Origin of the sequence: Streptomyces roseochromogenus subsp. oscitans DS 12.976 (assembly GCF_000497445.1) — a bacterium.
GTDB classification, from domain to species: Bacteria; Actinomycetota; Actinomycetes; order Streptomycetales; family Streptomycetaceae; genus Streptomyces; species Streptomyces oscitans.
The window spans coordinates 1132234-1147265 of sequence record NZ_CM002285.1; the positions used below are offsets into that span (position 1 = coordinate 1132234).

A 15032-nucleotide genomic window follows, 5' to 3' on the forward strand; every position below is an offset into this window, starting at 1 on the left:
GTGCAGGTGCGGACCGGTGACGTTTCCGGTGGCTCCGGAACGGCCGATGCGCTGGCCCGTGGCGACGGTCTGCCCGATCCGCACCGAGATCGCCGACAGGTGGGCGTACTGGGTGTAGCGGCCGTCGGCGTGCCGGATGACCACCTGGTAGCCGTACGCGCCGCCCCAGCCCGCGGCCACCACCTGCCCGGTCTCTGCAGCCTGCACGGAGGTGCCGGTGGGCACGAGGAAGTCGACGCCGGTGTGGTAGCCCTTCGACCAGTGCGATCCCGCGACGCGGTAACCGGTGCCGATGGGGGCGTCGACCGGCGCGGCGAGTGTGCGGCCGCTGCTCCTGGTCTTCTGCGGCGAGGCCTTGTGCCCCGAAGAGGCCTTCTTCTCATGGGACTTGGTGCCCGGGGACTTGGTGCCGGCCGTGCCGCGCAGGCTGAGCCGCTGGCCCGGCAGGATCAGGTCGGGATCGGCGCCGATGATCGTGCGGTTGCCGGCGTAGAGCGTGTGCCAGCCGCCGCGGACGTGGTGGTCCTCGGCGATGCCGGAGAGCGTGTCGCCGTGCACCACGGTGTACATCTCGGTCCGGCCCGCGCGGGACTGCGGGGTGGTCTGCGGGCGTACGTCGCGTACGGAACTCTTCTTCTCGGCGGTCATGGGCCGGGGCGCGGCGCTGTCCGTGTGCACGCTCTCGGTGTGCCGGCCGGGGCCGGCGTCCCCCCGGGTGAGCCCGGCCCGCACCGAGCACACCGGCCAGGCGCCCGGCCCCTGCCCGTCGAGGACCTTCTCGGCGACGGCGATCTGCTGGTCCCGGGTGGCGAGGTCTGCACGCGGCGCGTACCGGGTGCCGCCGTACGCCTCCCAGGTGGACTGGGTGAACTGCAGCCCGCCGTAGTAGCCGTTGTCCGTGTTGATGCTCCAGTCGCCGCTGGACTCGCAGGCGGCGACCTTGTTCCAGGTGGAGGCGTCGGCCGCGTCGGCCGTGCCGGCGGCGACCAGAGGGATCGCGAGTCCGGCGCCGCCCGCCGTGACGGTGAGTGAGGCGCGGTTGATCCTGTTCGGCTGGTACCGGCGGTGCCGGCCGCGTACGGCCATGTCCGACTTCCCCTCGGCATGCGTCAGGAGGGGCAAAAGTAAGCGCCGCGAACAGGCCATGACAAGACGGAAAACCGGCCGCACGCACCCCTCAAGTGGCCTGGAAAGTCCCCCGCTTGGCCTGATCCACGGAAGACTGAGGCTTCGGGCGCTGTTGTCGCGTACTCAAGCCCGGCGGGTCCCATGTGCGCCCGCCAGGGCGGCACGTCAGGATGGGCGAGGACCCGTACTGACGGAGCCGTAGTCACGAGGCAGCCAAGGAGCAGGCGGTATGAGCACTTCAGCGCAGATCGGTGTCACGGGCCTCGCGGTCATGGGCCGCAACCTCGCCCGGAACTTCGCCCGCAACGGCTACACGGTCGCCGTGCACAACCGTACGGCGTCGCGTACCAAGGCGCTGGTGGAGGAGTTCGGCGGCGAGGGCGACTTCATCAAGGCCGAGACCGCCGAGGAGTTCGTGGCGGCGCTGGAGCGCCCGCGCCGCCTGGTGATCATGGTGAAGGCCGGTGAGCCGACGGACGCCGTGATCCAGGAGTTCGCGCCGCTGCTGGAGCCCGGTGACATGATCATCGACGGCGGCAACGCGCACTTCGCGGACACCCGGCGCCGGGAGAGGGCGCTGCGCGAGCAGGGCATCCACTTTGTCGGCATGGGCGTCTCCGGCGGCGAGGAGGGCGCGCTGCACGGGCCGAGCATCATGCCGGGCGGCCCGACGGCGTCGTACGACTCGCTGGGGCCGATGCTGGAGAAGATCTCCGCGAAGGCGAAGGACGGCGCGCCCTGTGTGACGCATGTGGGCCCCGACGGCGCCGGGCACTTCGTGAAGATGGTCCACAACGGCATCGAATACGCCGACATGCAGCTGATCGGCGAGGCCTACCAGCTGCTGCGTGACGTCGCCGGGTACTCCCCCGCCGAGATCGCGGAGATCTTCCGCATCTGGAACCAGGGCCGGCTCGACTCGTACCTGATCGAGATCACGGCCGAGGTGCTCTCCCACGTGGACGCGTCGACGGGCAAGCCGTTCGTGGATGTGGTGGTGGACCAGGCGGAGCAGAAGGGCACGGGCCGCTGGACGGTCCAGATCGCCCTCGACCTGGGCGTTCCGGTGTCCGGCATCGCCGAGGCGGTCTTCGCGCGCTCGCTGTCCGGGCACGCGGGGCTCCGTGAGGCCTCGCGGGAGCTGGCGGGGCCGCAGGCGGTGCCGCTGGGCAAGGAGGAGGCGGCGGCCTTCGCCGACCGGGTGGAGCAGGCGCTGTACGCGTCCAAGATCGTGTCGTACACGCAGGGCTTCCACGAGATCGCCGCGGGCAGCGAGGAGTACGGCTGGGACATCGACCTCGGTGCGGTGTCCTCGATCTGGCGGGGCGGCTGCATCATCCGGGCGGCGTTCCTGGACCGCATCCGCGCCGCGTACGACGCCCGTGCCGATCTGCCCAGCCTGCTGTCGGACGAGACGTTCGCACGCGAGATCGCGGACGCGCAGGACGACTGGCGTGAGGTGGTGATCGCGGCGGTGCGGCAGGGTGTGCCGACGCCGGGGTTCGCGGCGGCGCTGGCGTACTACGACGGGTTGCGCGCCGAGCGCCTGCCGGCGGCTCTGACGCAGGGACAGCGGGACTTTTTCGGGGCGCACACGTATCGGCGGGTGGACCGGGAGGGGGCGTTCCACACGTTGTGGGGCGGGGACCGGTCGGAAGCTTCCGCGTAAGGGGGTGGGGGAACTCGCGGTCGGCGCGTGCGCTCGTGGGGGTTGGTCGCTCCCCCAGGTTCTCAGGTTATCGGCCTCGCTCGAACCCGGGGGACCCCCATCGCGGTGGAGCCGCACATCGGTACAGCTCCGCGCGCCTTTCCGTGGTGCCCGGTGCTTTCAGGTGAGCGGAGGGCCCGGTTCTGGGTTGGGTACGGGCTCGGGGCCCGGCGGGATCGGGGACGGGGAGGGTTCCGGTGGGCCCGGGGGTGGGGTGGGCTCCGGTGGGGGCGGGGTGGGTTCTGGTGGGGGTGGCGTGGGCTGGGGGCCCGGCTCGGGGGGTGGGACCGGGGTGGGGTAGGGGTCCGGGGCCGGGCCTGGTGGGACGGGGTCGGGGAACGGGTGTGTCATGGTGTCCTCCGGGCACTCGCGGGGCGTCGCCTCTGGACTACTCCCCCACCTACCCGGCCCCCGAGCGGCCACTCACCCGACAGGGCGAGCCGCCCGCTCGGCGCCGTCCGGAATGCGCCCGCTCACGCATGGTCGCGGCACGCCTTCCGGCCGGCTCCCGGCGCGGTCCCTGATCGGGCCGGCACGGGCTGAGAAGGTGCGCCGCTGGTCAGGCCGGGACGGACTGCGGGCTGCGCCGCTGGTCGGAGCCGGGGACCGGCTCGGACGGGTCGGCGCCGAGGGACACGATCCGGTTGTCGGCGTCGACATGCACGACCCGCGGCTTCAGCTCGCGCGCCTCGGTGTCGGTGACCTGGGCGTAGCTGATGATGATCACCAGGTCCCCGGGGTGGACGAGATGGGCCGCCGCTCCGTTGATCCCGATCACCCCGGACCCGCGCTCGCCCTCGATGACGTACGTCTCCAGCCGGGCACCGTTGGTGATGTCGACGATGTGCACGAGCTCGCCCGGCAGCAGGTCGGCGGCGTCGAGCAGGTCGGCGTCGATGGTCACCGATCCCACATAGTGCAGGTCGGCCTGGGTGACGGTGGCTCGATGGATCTTGGACTTGAACATCGTACGAAACACGAAGAAACTCCCGATTCGTCTGCTCCCTGCCTGCTTTTTGCAGGTCAAGGGCGATGTTCGGAGGCTACAACGTTTCGCATGTGTGGTCAGCTGTCGCCGGGTGTTTGAGGACTGACACTGACCTGTTGCTGACGCGCGTGCCGCCGCAGCGGACGACGGTGAGGCGGTCTTCCGCACCTCGCGGCAGCGTGCGGCGCGGTACCGGGCCGGGCGCGGGGTCCTCCTCTACGGCACCCTCGGCGAACGAATTGCGTCACCTGACCATCAACCAGATACAAGGATCCACACCGGAGAAGGCGTTCCTCCAGCTCGGCAAGGCCAGTCTGTGGATCCCACCCCGCCGGCGCTCTGCCCTGACCCGAAGCCTCAGTGACCAGGCCCCATGGCTGTTCCCCGGCGTCGTTCCCGGCAACCCGCTCAGCCACAAAGCGTTCAACGACCGGCCGCACGCCACGGCATCCACACCAGACCGGCCCGCACCGCCGCCCTGATCGCTCTCGCCACCGAGCTGCCCGCACCGGTACGGGCCGACCTCATCGACGTCCACACCCACGCCGCATTGAAGTGGCCCCCCCATGCCCAACGCGACTGGAGCACGCACCTCACCGCCCGCCCCACCGACCGGGCTGGGGGCAGAAGCACCTACTGGCTACTGCGCGGGCCAGAACGGTTCTGCTTGCTCAGCGGCTGAGCAGAGAGCGTCGCCGTCCAGGACGAGTTCGGCACTGCCGATTCCAGCACTCACCCATGAGCACGTCACACCGACCGGGCCAGCGGGAGGGAGCGGCCACAGCCACAAACTCATCTGGATCTCTTCGCTGGCGTCCGGGCCGCCGCCACTGCTCTGCGTCTGGTACGCGTGCAGCATTGGCCCCTGGCCGTTCCGGAGCCCAGCATCATCGTCCAGGACGGCCACACGGCCGTCCCCGAACCGGATCGAGAACCGCAGCGGAGAACCGTCCAGGTCTGAATCAGACCATGTGCCTCGCCCGTGGGCCTCCACCTCGATCAAGACGCCGGTGGGAAATGCGAGCACCTGCCGGACAACCACGACTCCGCGTCCGGAGCGGGCCATGACGACGGGGCCGAGTGCTTGCCCGCCGACCATCTGCGGCGGCATACGCCAACGCACCGCGTGACCTCCAAGTGTCTCGGACATGCCAGGAGGCTATATGTGCTGGGCCGTTGGCTGCCAACGTATTGCCGGCAACCCCTCCGGTTGCGTCCTGAGAAGTGGTGTACGGACTCCCACCTGATCCGGGTGTTTGGCCCGGCGTCGGAGTGAGGGTCCGGATACAAGAAACGGCCACCGGCTGATCTTCGAGATGTCGAGTCACGAAGGAGATCAGCACGATGACCGCACCTGACAGTCTGCCCCTGCATGCCCTCGCCGGGGAGAACCTCGCCGGGGCGAGTCCCGATCTGCTGCGCGCGATGATCAAGACATTCGCCGACGCGCTCATGTCCGCCGAGGCCGACGCGCTCTGCAACGCCGAATACGGGCAGGTCAGCGACGCGAGAGTCAACCACCGCAACGGCTACCGCCCGCGCGAGTGGGACACGAGGGCCGGGACCGTCGAGCTTGCTGTTCCCAAGCTGAGGCAGGGCAGTTGCTTTCCGCACTGGCTTCTCGAGCGTCGCCGCCGGGCCGAACAGGCTCTGATCTCGGTGGTCGCCACCGCCTACCTGCTCGGTGTCTCCACCCGCCGAGTGGAGAAGCTCGCCGAGTCCCTCGGAGTGACGCAGCTGTCGAAGTCCCAGGTCAGTGCGATGGCCAAGCACCTGGAAGAGCAGGTCACCGCCTTCCGTAACCGTCCCCTGGACGCCGGCCCGTACTCGTTCGTCTGGGTCGACGCGCTCACCCAGAAGGTCCGCGAGGGCGGTCGCATCGTCAATGTTCATGCGCTGATCGCGGTCGGTGTCAACGCCGACGGGCACCGCGAGATCCTCGGCCTGGACGTGGCCACCGCTGAGGACGGCGCCGGCTGGCTGGCCTTCCTGCGTTCCCTGATCGCCCGCGGCCTGTCCGGCGTCCAGCTCGTCATCTCCGACGCACACGCCGGCCTCGTCGACGCGATCGGTGCGGTGCTGCCCGGCGCCTCGTGGCAGCGATGCCGCACCCACTACGCGAGGAACTTGCTGAGCCAGGTCCCGAAGTCGGCCCAGCCCTGGGTGGCCACGCTGCTGCGGACGGTCTTCGAACAGCCCGACACCGACGCGGTCCAAGCACAGATGCGGCACGTCCTGGACGCGCTGGGGGCCAAGTTCCCCAAGGCCGCAGCCCACTTGGACGCCGCCCAGCACGACGTGCTGGCCTTCACAGCCTTCCCGCGGGAGATCTGGCGGCAGATCTGGTCGAACAACCCGCAGGAGCGGCTGAACAAGGAGATCCGCCGCCGCACCGACGTGGTCGGCATCTTCCCCGACCGCACCGCCGTCATCCGGCTCGTCGGCGCCGGTCCTGGCCGAGCAGAACGACGAGTGGCCAGAAGCCCGCCGCTACATGGGCCTCGACCTGCTCGCGAAGGCCCGCCTCCACCCGATCGAGTCACAAACCGACGACACCGCCCTGCCCACCGAACTCACCGCATAGCCTCAAAGAAGAGATCACCGAGTGGCCGTCGATACACCACTCCAGCGGACGTGACCCACAGTTGTGATGGAGACTGCAGCAGTTCGATCCTCCACAAAGGGAACGGGCGAAGCCAACCATTCGCCATGGCTGACGAAAACGCTCTATACGAGGCCCTCATCCTGGAGCGGTACAGCCGCACCCTCGATGGACTCCTCCAGGAACAGACCCGGCGCCTCCTGCCCGAACTCCCCAAGGAACAGCGGCGCAGCCTCCGGATTCCGCCCGTCCCCGTCACGCAGCAGCCCAAGCCAGACCCGGACGCCGCCGAGCAATGCGCCGCTTTCCTCGAAGCCACTGACCCGCGCCCGCGTCGGAGTGCCACGTGGCCGAGGAGCAGTTCCGCCGCCACGTCCGCACGATCGCTGCACGGCGCGACTGGCTCATTCGCCGCCTGCGGCTACGACACCGCCCTCTGGCAGCCCAAGGACTTCGACCGCATCGTCGCAGTCCTCGCCTCCGACGGGCCCCGTGCCCAACTGCCCCGCAACTTCCGAAAGGAATCCCCACCGGTGTGCACGACCGCAATATGCAGCGCTCCAAGACTCCCCCGATGCCCGGATCGATCTGGTGCAACGCCTGCGACAGTTGGTTCAACCTCATCACCAACACCTGCCGCTGCAACAACTGCTGACGAGCTCCGCGACGTACACGGCGTTCGGCGTCACGTTCGTCTGCGCCGTCTTAGCGCCGCCCTGGTAGCGGCGGGCAGGGACACCAGGGATACCTTCTCGTAGCGCACCGTGAGCCCGCCCAGGATCGCTTTCTGGTGGGCCGACGTTGTCTGAACCTTGTTGGAGAGCGCACGGAAGGCGGCTTTCGGGTTCGGAGAGCCGTTGACGTGCTTCACCGGCGCCTGCGTCGCCACCATCGATGACACGGGGGCGGCGCTCGTGGTGTCCGAGTGCGCGGTGGCACTGGCGGGCACCGCCGTGGCCCCTACGCCGACGACGCCTGCGGTGGCCAGACCGAGCGCGGCGGCGCTGCTTGCGAGGCGCTTCCTGAGTTTCATTCCGTTCCCCTCCCTCTCCCGCTCGGCGGGAGCTGCTGCCCGGCCTGGTGCCGGGCGGGCACAACGGAAGCTACGGCGTCGAAGGGTGGCACGAAGGGTAACATTGCACTGCGAAGGGGGCGTTCCGGTGTCGAACCGCACAGTAGATCTGGTGTGCTGCTTCGCTGGCTGGGCACCCGCGCCGGGGGCGACGTCCTTCTCATGGACTCCTCGGGTGCCGTGGCCTCCCCGCCGCTGGGTGGGATGCGTACGGCCAGGGCGGTTGCAGTGCGGACGAACTGCTTGGACACTTTCACACGAGTCCCCACTCGTGGCCGGCTATCGGTGGGCGGTCGAACTGTCACCGGAGGATCTCGCCGATGAGGTGCAGCGACCGTGGCGGAAGCGGATGACCGACTTCTGGCAGCTGAGCTTTCACCACAAGCGCGGCAACCACGGCTTCGACGATCTGTTCCTGGACGATGAGGCGCTGCTGCAGTAGTGGACGGAGCGGCTCGATGAGGTCCAGGCAGCTATGGCGGGATGATCCTGGCGGCCACGAATTCGGGCAGGCATCGTTCCGTCTGCGGCCGAGTACCTGTTGCGGGTGCCGGTGAACCGGCATGCGACTGCTGCCCCACCAGCCCACCGAGGTGCCCGTCCGTCCGGTCGGGCACCTCGGCTCACAGAGGAACAGAACTACTTGGTCACCCGGATCTGCTGGAGTGGCGGCTGGTCCAGCTGCAGGTCAGCAGAGGTTCCATCACCGGACTTCGTCACTACCGACCAAGACGCCGGTGCCTCACCCTCGAAGTGCCACAGACCGGACTTCGCCGACGACGCGAAGGTGATCTGCGCCAGCTGGTGGTTCCACACCCCCGACGGCACCATCACTCCGCGCCCGGGAACGTCCCAGATCTGATTCGAGTTGCGGTCCATCCGTTCATCCGAGGGCACCCACCGCTTCTTCGCCGAGTCGTACCAGGTCACCGTCACACCTGGCGCCGACTCCCCGCGAGCGTTCACACCCGCTGGGTTCCAGAAGTGCAGCCCGTACGAGTGGACCTCGACGTAGTACGGGGAGCTTTGACGAAACCACAGCTCCACTGTGATCGTCTGCCCACGGTGCACACTCTTCGGCACTCCGGTCACTCGCCCGAAGTGCAACTTCCCCGCATACCCCGCCGCGTTCGCCGACCCTGCCCCAAGCGCCACCAGCACGGCCCCGGCAGCCACACCAGCCGCAAGCCGCCGCAACGACACCCTCATCCCCAGCCCCCTCCAGCAGCAATGATCGAACGCGGATCGTACACCGCCCCAGATGGGCAGGTGGTGACTCGTGAGTACGGGGGCTCATCGGCCGACCTACGTGACGCCGCTGGCAAGTTGCCCCAGATTGTTCTGGATTCTCTGGCCTGCCGGAGTAGGTGCGATCAGGGCGCCCAGCGCCAAGACGATGACGACGGTCAGCTTCTCGTCGACCTCGTACGATCAAGAAGGGTGCCGAGTTGCCGGGGAGTGATCGCCGATGTCGGTGCCGCCGAGCGCCGAACCATCAGCCAGATCGAGGCCAGCTTGGCTTGGCTGCACGGCAGTTCCGCACAGCTCAGGAACATCTCGCACCATGGCGTATCGCAGTGGCGGGCGGTACTGGAACTCGATGAAATCCAGACGACTTCCATGGCGGTGATCGCACAGCACAAAACCCGGGCCGATGGTCAAGCACGCGCTCGAAGCCTTCGGTCCTGACGTCTCACGCACCTCGCGGCGCTCACGAAGACGCGCTCGTGCCGGTTCGCCAGTGCTGCCGTCTACGTGGATGCGGGCGGCCAGTCGTACACGTTCGCGGACGACACGCGTAGCGCGGGGACCCTTGCGCCCGTGCCGGACCGAGAAGATGGGCCTCGATGGTGGCCGGATCTGTGGTCGATCTTCATTCCAGATGGCGCGTCAACGACGCTTGCTGCTCTCCCTGCGGAAGAGCAGAATCGCATCTTCAATGAGTGGAAAAGAGGTTCGGCCGGGTAGGGAGCGATAGCATCTGCTCTGCCCCGCAACTGACCGATCAGCAGTCACGTGCTCTGCCGGAGCGGTGCGACCTGGGTGGTGCGGCAGAGAACAGCGGCGCAATCAGATTATCTTATTCACTACTAAAAATCTGAGGCCCTCTTCCCTTGCCATGGGCAGTTCGCTATCAAAGAGAAGTAGCAAGCCGGGGTTACGCCCAGACGAAGCCTTTTCACCGGTGGTGAGCTGACCGACCGTCGCCTTGGTGGGCACACAAGAGCGTCCGGTGTCCCCTCCCCGCGTCGAATATGCGCAGGGAAGACAGCCCTCCACGGAACCCATCGACGCAGGACTCACGGCCGGGCCCCGCGCGTGACGACCTGCCGCTTGTGCCACGCGTCAGAGCCGCACGGACACGCACACCAATGGAGGCTGGCAATGCCGACCGTGACGCAGCTCTACCTCGCGCCCGCCTACGCAATCGCCGGAAACGAGGTCGCGGCCACTCTGAAGGTCCGCTCCACCGTGAGCTTCACCGCCCAGACGCTGACCGTAGCAGTACGCGACGCGTTCGGGCACAACCTGGACTTCATCGGTGTGCACAACGTGACCATCACCCCGGCCGGCTACACACTGACGACCCCGTCGAAGACCTTCTACCCCGGGGAATACACGATCTTCGGGGCCTACCAGCTGGGCGGTGTGTGGTACAGCCTGCCCTCGGTTCTGATGATCGTCGGCGAGGCCCATGGCGGCGGGAGCGGTCCCACCGAGGGAAAGAGCGTGGTGTGGGCCGAACACTTCGAACACCCGCTCTCCCGCGACCGATGGAACAGCGCCGGCACCAGTGCCTATCAGTACTACACCCATAATCCGAACGACGACAAACTCGATTGGATCCACGCCGACAAAGTCACGGTCGCGAACAACATCGTGACGTTCACCGCCGTTCCCGGGAACGAAACGCTGGAGAACGGCAAGAAGGCGTGGAACACCGGACTGATCACCACCGAGGGAACCCTCGAGGCGTTCGAGGTCCGGGCGAACGACTACGTCGAGACCCTGGTCCAGATGCCGGCCGAACTCGGAGCCTGGCCCGCGCTGTGGACGTGGCGGGACGGGGACAACGAGGTGGACAACTTCGAGTACCACCCGGACAACCCCAATCTGCTGGAGTTCACCAACCACGTTCGCTTCGGGCAGGACTACTACACCAACGCCCAAGCCGTGGCCCCCCTGGTATGGGTGACCATCGGCACGCTCTACGGCGCGACGTCGGTGGACTGGTACATCAACGGCACGAGGGTCTTCTCCGACGGGACCGGCGTTCCGGCGAGTTGGACGGCGTTCCTGATCCTCAACCTGTCGGTCTGCGCCGGCGCGTTCCACCCCACCCCGATACCCCCCGGCCCGCTGGTCTTCCGAGCCGACTACATCCAGGTCTGGCGCTGAGACTGACGCAGAGCAGGAGACCACGCCGCGAGAGAAGCCCGCGAACGGAGGAGGAGAGACGATGCCGGCAGTCACACAGGACTACCTGGGACCTGCCTACGCCACGGCCGGCGAGGCGTTCTCGGCGGTGTTGGAGGTCTCCGCCGACACCGCGCTCACCGTGCAGACGCTCACGGTGGCCGTGCGCGACAGTGCCGGGAACAACCAGGACTTCCACGGCGCGCACAACGTGGTGATCACTCAGGCCGGGTACACGCTGACCACCGCGGCGAAGAGTTTCAACGCCGGCACCTACACGATATTCGGGGCCTACCAGGAGGGCGGCATCTGGTACAACCTCCCGTCGGCGATCATGGTCATCGGCTCACCCTGAAAGCCCAGCGGAGCCGGAGAGCGCCCGCCGTGAGTCCTCGGATCGACGGTGCAGACCGGACGTGGCCCAAGGGACTGGAGGACGAGCCGGGCATCCCGGCCACCGGCGTCACCAACATGCTGCGCGGTGTCACTCAGACCTGGGCCGCCTGGCCCCACGGCGTCGGCGTACCCGGGACCACTGGCACATCCGGCCGGCCAGACAGCTGCTGCCCGAACAATGCCCCGAGCCGTGTCAGGGTCCTTGCCGTCATCGGTGTCCGCCCAGTGAGGCACCACCCCTGGGCGGCCTCCGTGCTTTCTCAGGGCTGCAGCAGCCTCGGGCACCGGCTGCCAAGAGCCGGGCGAACTGCCAGGCCATGCCCGAGGCTCCAGCTGCTCGGCCTGCTCACCAGCAGCTTCTCCCCCTCGCATAGACGAACGGCCACCGGCTGATCTTCGAGGTGTCGAAGCTCGAAGGAGATCAGCACGATGACCGCACCTGACAGTCTGCCTCTGCACGCCCTCGCCGAGGACAATCTCGCCGCGGCGAGTCCCGATCTGCTGCGCGCGATGGTCAAGACGTTCGCCGACGCGCTCATGTCCGCGGAGGCCGACGCTCTCTGCAATGCAGAGTACGGGCAGGTCGCGACGAGCGAGTCGACCACCGCAACGGCTACCGCCGGCGCGAGTGGGACACCCGCGCCGGCACTGTCGAACTGGCCATCCCCAAGCTGTGTCAGGGCAGTTACTTCCCGCACTGGCTGCTGGAGCGACGCCGGCGGGCCGAGCAGGCCCTGATCTCGGTGGTGGCCACCGCCTATCTGCTCGGCGTCTCCACCCGCAGAGTCGAGAAGCTCGCCGAGTCCCCCGGCGTCACCCAGCTGTCGAAGTCCCAGGTCAGCGCAATGGCCAAACACCTCGACGAGCAGGTCACCGCCTTCCGTAACCGGCCCCTGGACGCCGGGCCGTATGCGTTTGTCTGGGTCGACGCGCTGACCCAGAAGGTCCGCGAGGGCGGCCGCATCATCAACGTCCACGCGCTGATCGCGGTCGGCGTCAACGCCGACGGGCACCGCGAGATCCTCGGCCTCGACGTCGCCACCGCCGAGGACGGCGCCGGCTGGCTCGCCTTCCTGCGCTCCCTGACTGCCCGCGGCCTGTCCGGCGTCCAACTGGTCATCTCCGACGCCCACACCGGCCTGGTGAACGCGATCGGAGCAGTCCTGCCCGGCGCCTCCTGGCAGCGATGCCGCACGCATTACGCCCGGAGTGGCTCGGTGGCCAGGGTGGCGCAGACGACGTCCGCCTTGCCGATCGCATCGCGCCCAGGGACTCGACCCGTTCGACGTCGTATCCCCGCTCGCGCAGGCGTCTGACGGAGGCGTGGCGCGAGGTGGGGCGTGGTGACCATATGCCCGTCCAGGAGTACGTTCCGCTCCGTCGCAGCGCCGCGATGTGCGCCTGCCCCTCTGTTGCCTGCGTTTACGGTCATCACGGCCTCGGGGAGCGGTTCCCGGACGTACTCCGTGAAGGGTAGGTCCAGGTCCAGGTTGATGTCTTGTCGGTGCCGAATGCTCGGTCGCTGCCTGGGTGTCGGCCGACCGAGCCAGGAACACTGCGGTTCCGATGCCGCGAGTGCTGCCCGGTGAGCGTGGTCGGCCTGCCCGGACTCGCAGTGAGCGAACTCGCGGTTGCTCGGGGACGCCGGCAGCGTGGCCGCCGGATGGCTCGAAGTATGTGAAGCCGAGCAGCGGCCAACAATGGCCCCACCGCGGCACCCGACGCAGGGGTTCATCCGAGTCAAAAATTCGACTACGGTCGCAGACATGGTCGGCCGCCCCCGCAACGCCGTGGTCCTCACCGAGGACGAACGGGCCGCACTGCTGCGGTGGACCCGCAGTCGCACCTGCTCACAGGCCCGGGCCCGGCGCGCGCAGATCGTGCTGGCGTGCGCGGAGGAACCCACCAACAGCGACGTGGCCAGGCGCCTGGGCGTCTCCCGCGACATGGTCGGAAAGTGGCGCGCCCGCTTCCTCGCCGAACGACTGGCCGGCCTGGACGAGCAACCGCGTCCAGGCCGGCCTCCCACGGCCGACGACGACACCGTCGCCCACGTCCTCGTCCGCACCCTGACCCCGCCCCCGCCTGGGGCCAGGCAGACCTGGTCGACCCGTTCCATGGCGGCCGAGACCGGCCTGAGCCAGAGCACGGTGAACCGCATCTGGCGCACCTACGGCATCCAGCGGGAGGACCGCGCCACGGTCGGGCCGCGCCGGGCGTGGTCCCTGCCGGACCAGGCGGAGGAGGCGGTCGGTCTGTTCATCGCCCCGCCCCTGTGCGTCCTCGCGGTGACGGCTCGGGCGGTCCGCCGGGGGCATCGCAGGGCCGCACGCACCTCTGCGACGCCGCCGGCGGACCGGCTGTTCGGCCACGACCAGGAGGCGTCCCATGTGCTGGCCGTGGCCTGTGCCTTCGCTGCCCTGCGGGGCAAACAGCACGGTGCGAACGCGCCCGGGACGGACCACTCCACGCTCAGCGTGTTCCTGGAGCAGGTGCGGTCGGTGGCGGCGGCTGGAGCACGGGTTCACTTGTTGGCGTACGGCGTACCGGCTCAGACCCGCGCGGCCCTCGACGGATCGGGTACGGCCGTGTCCCCGCGGCCGCGCTGGCACCACGCGCCCAGCCCCGAGGAGTGGACCATGGAGACCCGGCGTCTGCTCGCCACCCATGCCCAGTTCCCTCGTGAGGTCACATCCGGCTTGCCCCGCCTCCGAGACGCCCTCCTCACCTGGTCCAGTACCTGGACCCCGTCCGGAGCCGCCTTCACTCGCATCGCCGCCCCCCGCCCGTCGTACGACAGCCCGGCCATCTGCGGCCCTGACAACGACTCGAACGCCCAGGATGTGCGCGCCCGCGACCATCACGCCCTGCCCAGGGCGGCGCAGATCGCCTCCCCGGACGTCCCACCCGGCGCCCTTGTCACCGCCGACCCCGTCGTCGGTCTGCTGCGCGAAGCCCTCCTCACCGGCGGCTACCGGCCAGGTGACCGCGTCCGGGAGGCCCCGCTCGCCCTCCGCCTCGGCCTGTCACGCCGGGGGGTACGCGCGGGCCTGCATGTTCTGGCGGAGGAGGGCATGCTCGACCTGTTGCCCGGCGGAGCTACCGCGGTGCCTGCCGTTACGGCGAAGGACGTGCTCGACCTCTACGCCCTGCGCGCCAGCCTCGGCGCGCTGCTCATGCGCCGCATCGCCGTGCTCGGCCGCGAGAACCTCGCCCCGGCCTCGGCGGCCCTGGCCGAGGTCCGCGCCGCCGCCAGGGACAACGACCATCTCCGCATCCGTGAAGACGACTTGAGGTACCAGAACGCCCTCGCCCGCATCGCGGACCTGCCACAGGCCGCAACCACCTTCGAACGCCTCACGGCCCGGCTGCGCATGTTCGTCACGGTTCTGGACATGGACTACAGCCAGGCCTGCGACACCATCGCCCATGAGGACGCGGCCGTCCACGACGCGTTGTGCAACGCCGACGGGAACGAGGCGGCCAGGCTGTGGCGGGTGAAGATCGAGCGCTGTGTCCGCTTCATGATCGCCCAGCTCCCGGAGGACGACGCCGCGCCGCACCTGTGGACCAGCTTGGCGGGCAGGCCCCGTATGCGCCCGGGGGACTCGCGGGGCGCGACGCACTGACGCGGAGGACGAGCGTCGTCCGTACGTCCGCTCACTGGGTCGGCGACCGCCCGCCGTACACGCGGCGCGGTCGGGGGAGGCGGACCTTCGCC

The 15032-nt window shown here is 68.9% G+C and carries 12 protein-coding genes and 2 pseudogenes; 9 read left to right on the forward strand and 5 right to left on the reverse strand.

What is annotated here, in order from left to right:
• Positions 1–1086 (reverse strand): transglycosylase family protein (locus M878_RS55190; RefSeq protein WP_023545068.1); only part of this gene is annotated, 1086 nt, incomplete at its 3' end.
• Positions 1087–1357: 271 nt separating this feature from the next.
• Between M878_RS55190 and gndA the strand changes: the two genes are divergently transcribed.
• Positions 1358–2797, forward strand: a complete 1440-nt coding sequence (gene gndA / locus M878_RS55195) for an NADP-dependent phosphogluconate dehydrogenase (protein ID WP_023545069.1) — start codon at positions 1358–1360, stop codon at positions 2795–2797.
• Positions 2798–3395: 598 nt separating this feature from the next.
• Here the strand turns inward: gndA and panD are convergent.
• Both panD and M878_RS55205 read right to left on the reverse strand, forming a co-directional pair.
• Positions 3396–3815: an aspartate 1-decarboxylase gene (gene panD, locus M878_RS55200; RefSeq protein ID WP_031224146.1), complete on the reverse strand. Its 420-nt coding sequence runs from the start codon at positions 3813–3815 to the stop codon at positions 3396–3398.
• A 649-nt stretch (positions 3816–4464) separates the two neighbouring features.
• The gene (locus tag M878_RS55205; RefSeq protein ID WP_158692638.1) at positions 4465–4974 is read right to left on the reverse strand and encodes a hypothetical protein; all 510 of its coding nucleotides are present in this window, start codon (positions 4972–4974) and stop codon (positions 4465–4467) included.
• Positions 4975–5168: 194 nt separating this feature from the next.
• Between M878_RS55205 and M878_RS55210 the strand changes: the two are divergent.
• A pseudogene (locus tag M878_RS55210) lies at positions 5169–6408 on the forward strand (IS256 family transposase).
• 703 nt (positions 6409–7111) lie between these two features.
• Here M878_RS55210 and M878_RS55215 read toward each other — a convergent pair.
• The gene (locus M878_RS55215) at positions 7112–7459 is read right to left on the reverse strand and encodes a hypothetical protein (protein ID WP_023545077.1); all 348 of its coding nucleotides are present in this window, start codon (positions 7457–7459) and stop codon (positions 7112–7114) included.
• Between the two features lie 310 nt (positions 7460–7769).
• Here M878_RS55215 and M878_RS97310 point away from each other — a divergent pair, with 310 nt between their 5' ends.
• Positions 7770–7940, forward strand: coding sequence for a hypothetical protein (locus M878_RS97310; protein WP_023545078.1), 171 nt, complete (start codon positions 7770–7772; stop codon positions 7938–7940).
• 197 nt (positions 7941–8137) lie between these two features.
• On the opposite strand, the gene M878_RS55220 is transcribed toward M878_RS97310, so the two are convergent.
• The gene (locus tag M878_RS55220; RefSeq protein WP_158692639.1) at positions 8138–8590 is read right to left on the reverse strand and encodes a hypothetical protein; all 453 of its coding nucleotides are present in this window, start codon (positions 8588–8590) and stop codon (positions 8138–8140) included.
• A 366-nt stretch (positions 8591–8956) separates the two neighbouring features.
• Between M878_RS55220 and M878_RS99470 the strand changes: the two genes are divergently transcribed.
• The 6 genes and pseudogenes from M878_RS99470 (at position 8957) to M878_RS55235 (ending at position 14940) form a co-directional block, all read left to right on the forward strand.
• The gene (locus M878_RS99470; RefSeq protein ID WP_245238036.1) at positions 8957–9187 is read left to right on the forward strand and encodes a hypothetical protein; all 231 of its coding nucleotides are present in this window, start codon (positions 8957–8959) and stop codon (positions 9185–9187) included.
• A 66-nt stretch (positions 9188–9253) separates the two neighbouring features.
• On the forward strand, positions 9254–9466 hold the full coding sequence (locus M878_RS99475; protein ID WP_245238038.1) for a non-canonical purine NTP pyrophosphatase: 213 nt from the start codon (positions 9254–9256) through the stop codon (positions 9464–9466).
• A 417-nt stretch (positions 9467–9883) separates the two neighbouring features.
• Positions 9884–10897: a glycoside hydrolase family 16 protein gene (locus M878_RS47050; RefSeq protein ID WP_023545080.1), complete on the forward strand. Its 1014-nt coding sequence runs from the start codon at positions 9884–9886 to the stop codon at positions 10895–10897.
• 61 nt (positions 10898–10958) lie between these two features.
• A complete protein-coding gene (locus M878_RS97315; protein ID WP_023545081.1) occupies positions 10959–11270 on the forward strand; it encodes a hypothetical protein in 312 nt (103 codons plus the stop codon).
• A 470-nt stretch (positions 11271–11740) separates the two neighbouring features.
• Positions 11741–12516: pseudogene (locus M878_RS55230) on the forward strand (IS256 family transposase); the annotation flags it as partial.
• A gap of 561 nt (positions 12517–13077) precedes the next feature.
• Entirely contained in the window at positions 13078–14940 is a 1863-nt protein-coding gene (locus tag M878_RS55235; protein ID WP_023545083.1) for a helix-turn-helix domain-containing protein, read from the forward strand.
• The last annotated feature ends 92 nt before the right edge of the window (positions 14941–15032 follow it).

What these genes read in the sequence shown, in the direction of transcription:
- M878_RS97315 (WP_023545081.1), top strand. Translation starts at nt 10,959, where the DNA reads ATGCCGGCAGTCACACAGGACTACCTGGGACCTGCCTACGCCACGGCC.
- M878_RS55235 (WP_023545083.1), top strand. Translation starts at nt 13,078, where the DNA reads ATGGTCGGCCGCCCCCGCAACGCCGTGGTCCTCACCGAGGACGAACGG.
- M878_RS47050 (WP_023545080.1), top strand. Translation starts at nt 9,884, where the DNA reads ATGCCGACCGTGACGCAGCTCTACCTCGCGCCCGCCTACGCAATCGCC.
- M878_RS55205 (WP_158692638.1), bottom strand. Translation starts at nt 4,974, where the DNA reads ATGTCCGAGACACTTGGAGGTCACGCGGTGCGTTGGCGTATGCCGCCG.
- gndA (WP_023545069.1), top strand. Translation starts at nt 1,358, where the DNA reads ATGAGCACTTCAGCGCAGATCGGTGTCACGGGCCTCGCGGTCATGGGC.
- M878_RS55215 (WP_023545077.1), bottom strand. Translation starts at nt 7,459, where the DNA reads ATGAAACTCAGGAAGCGCCTCGCAAGCAGCGCCGCCGCGCTCGGTCTG.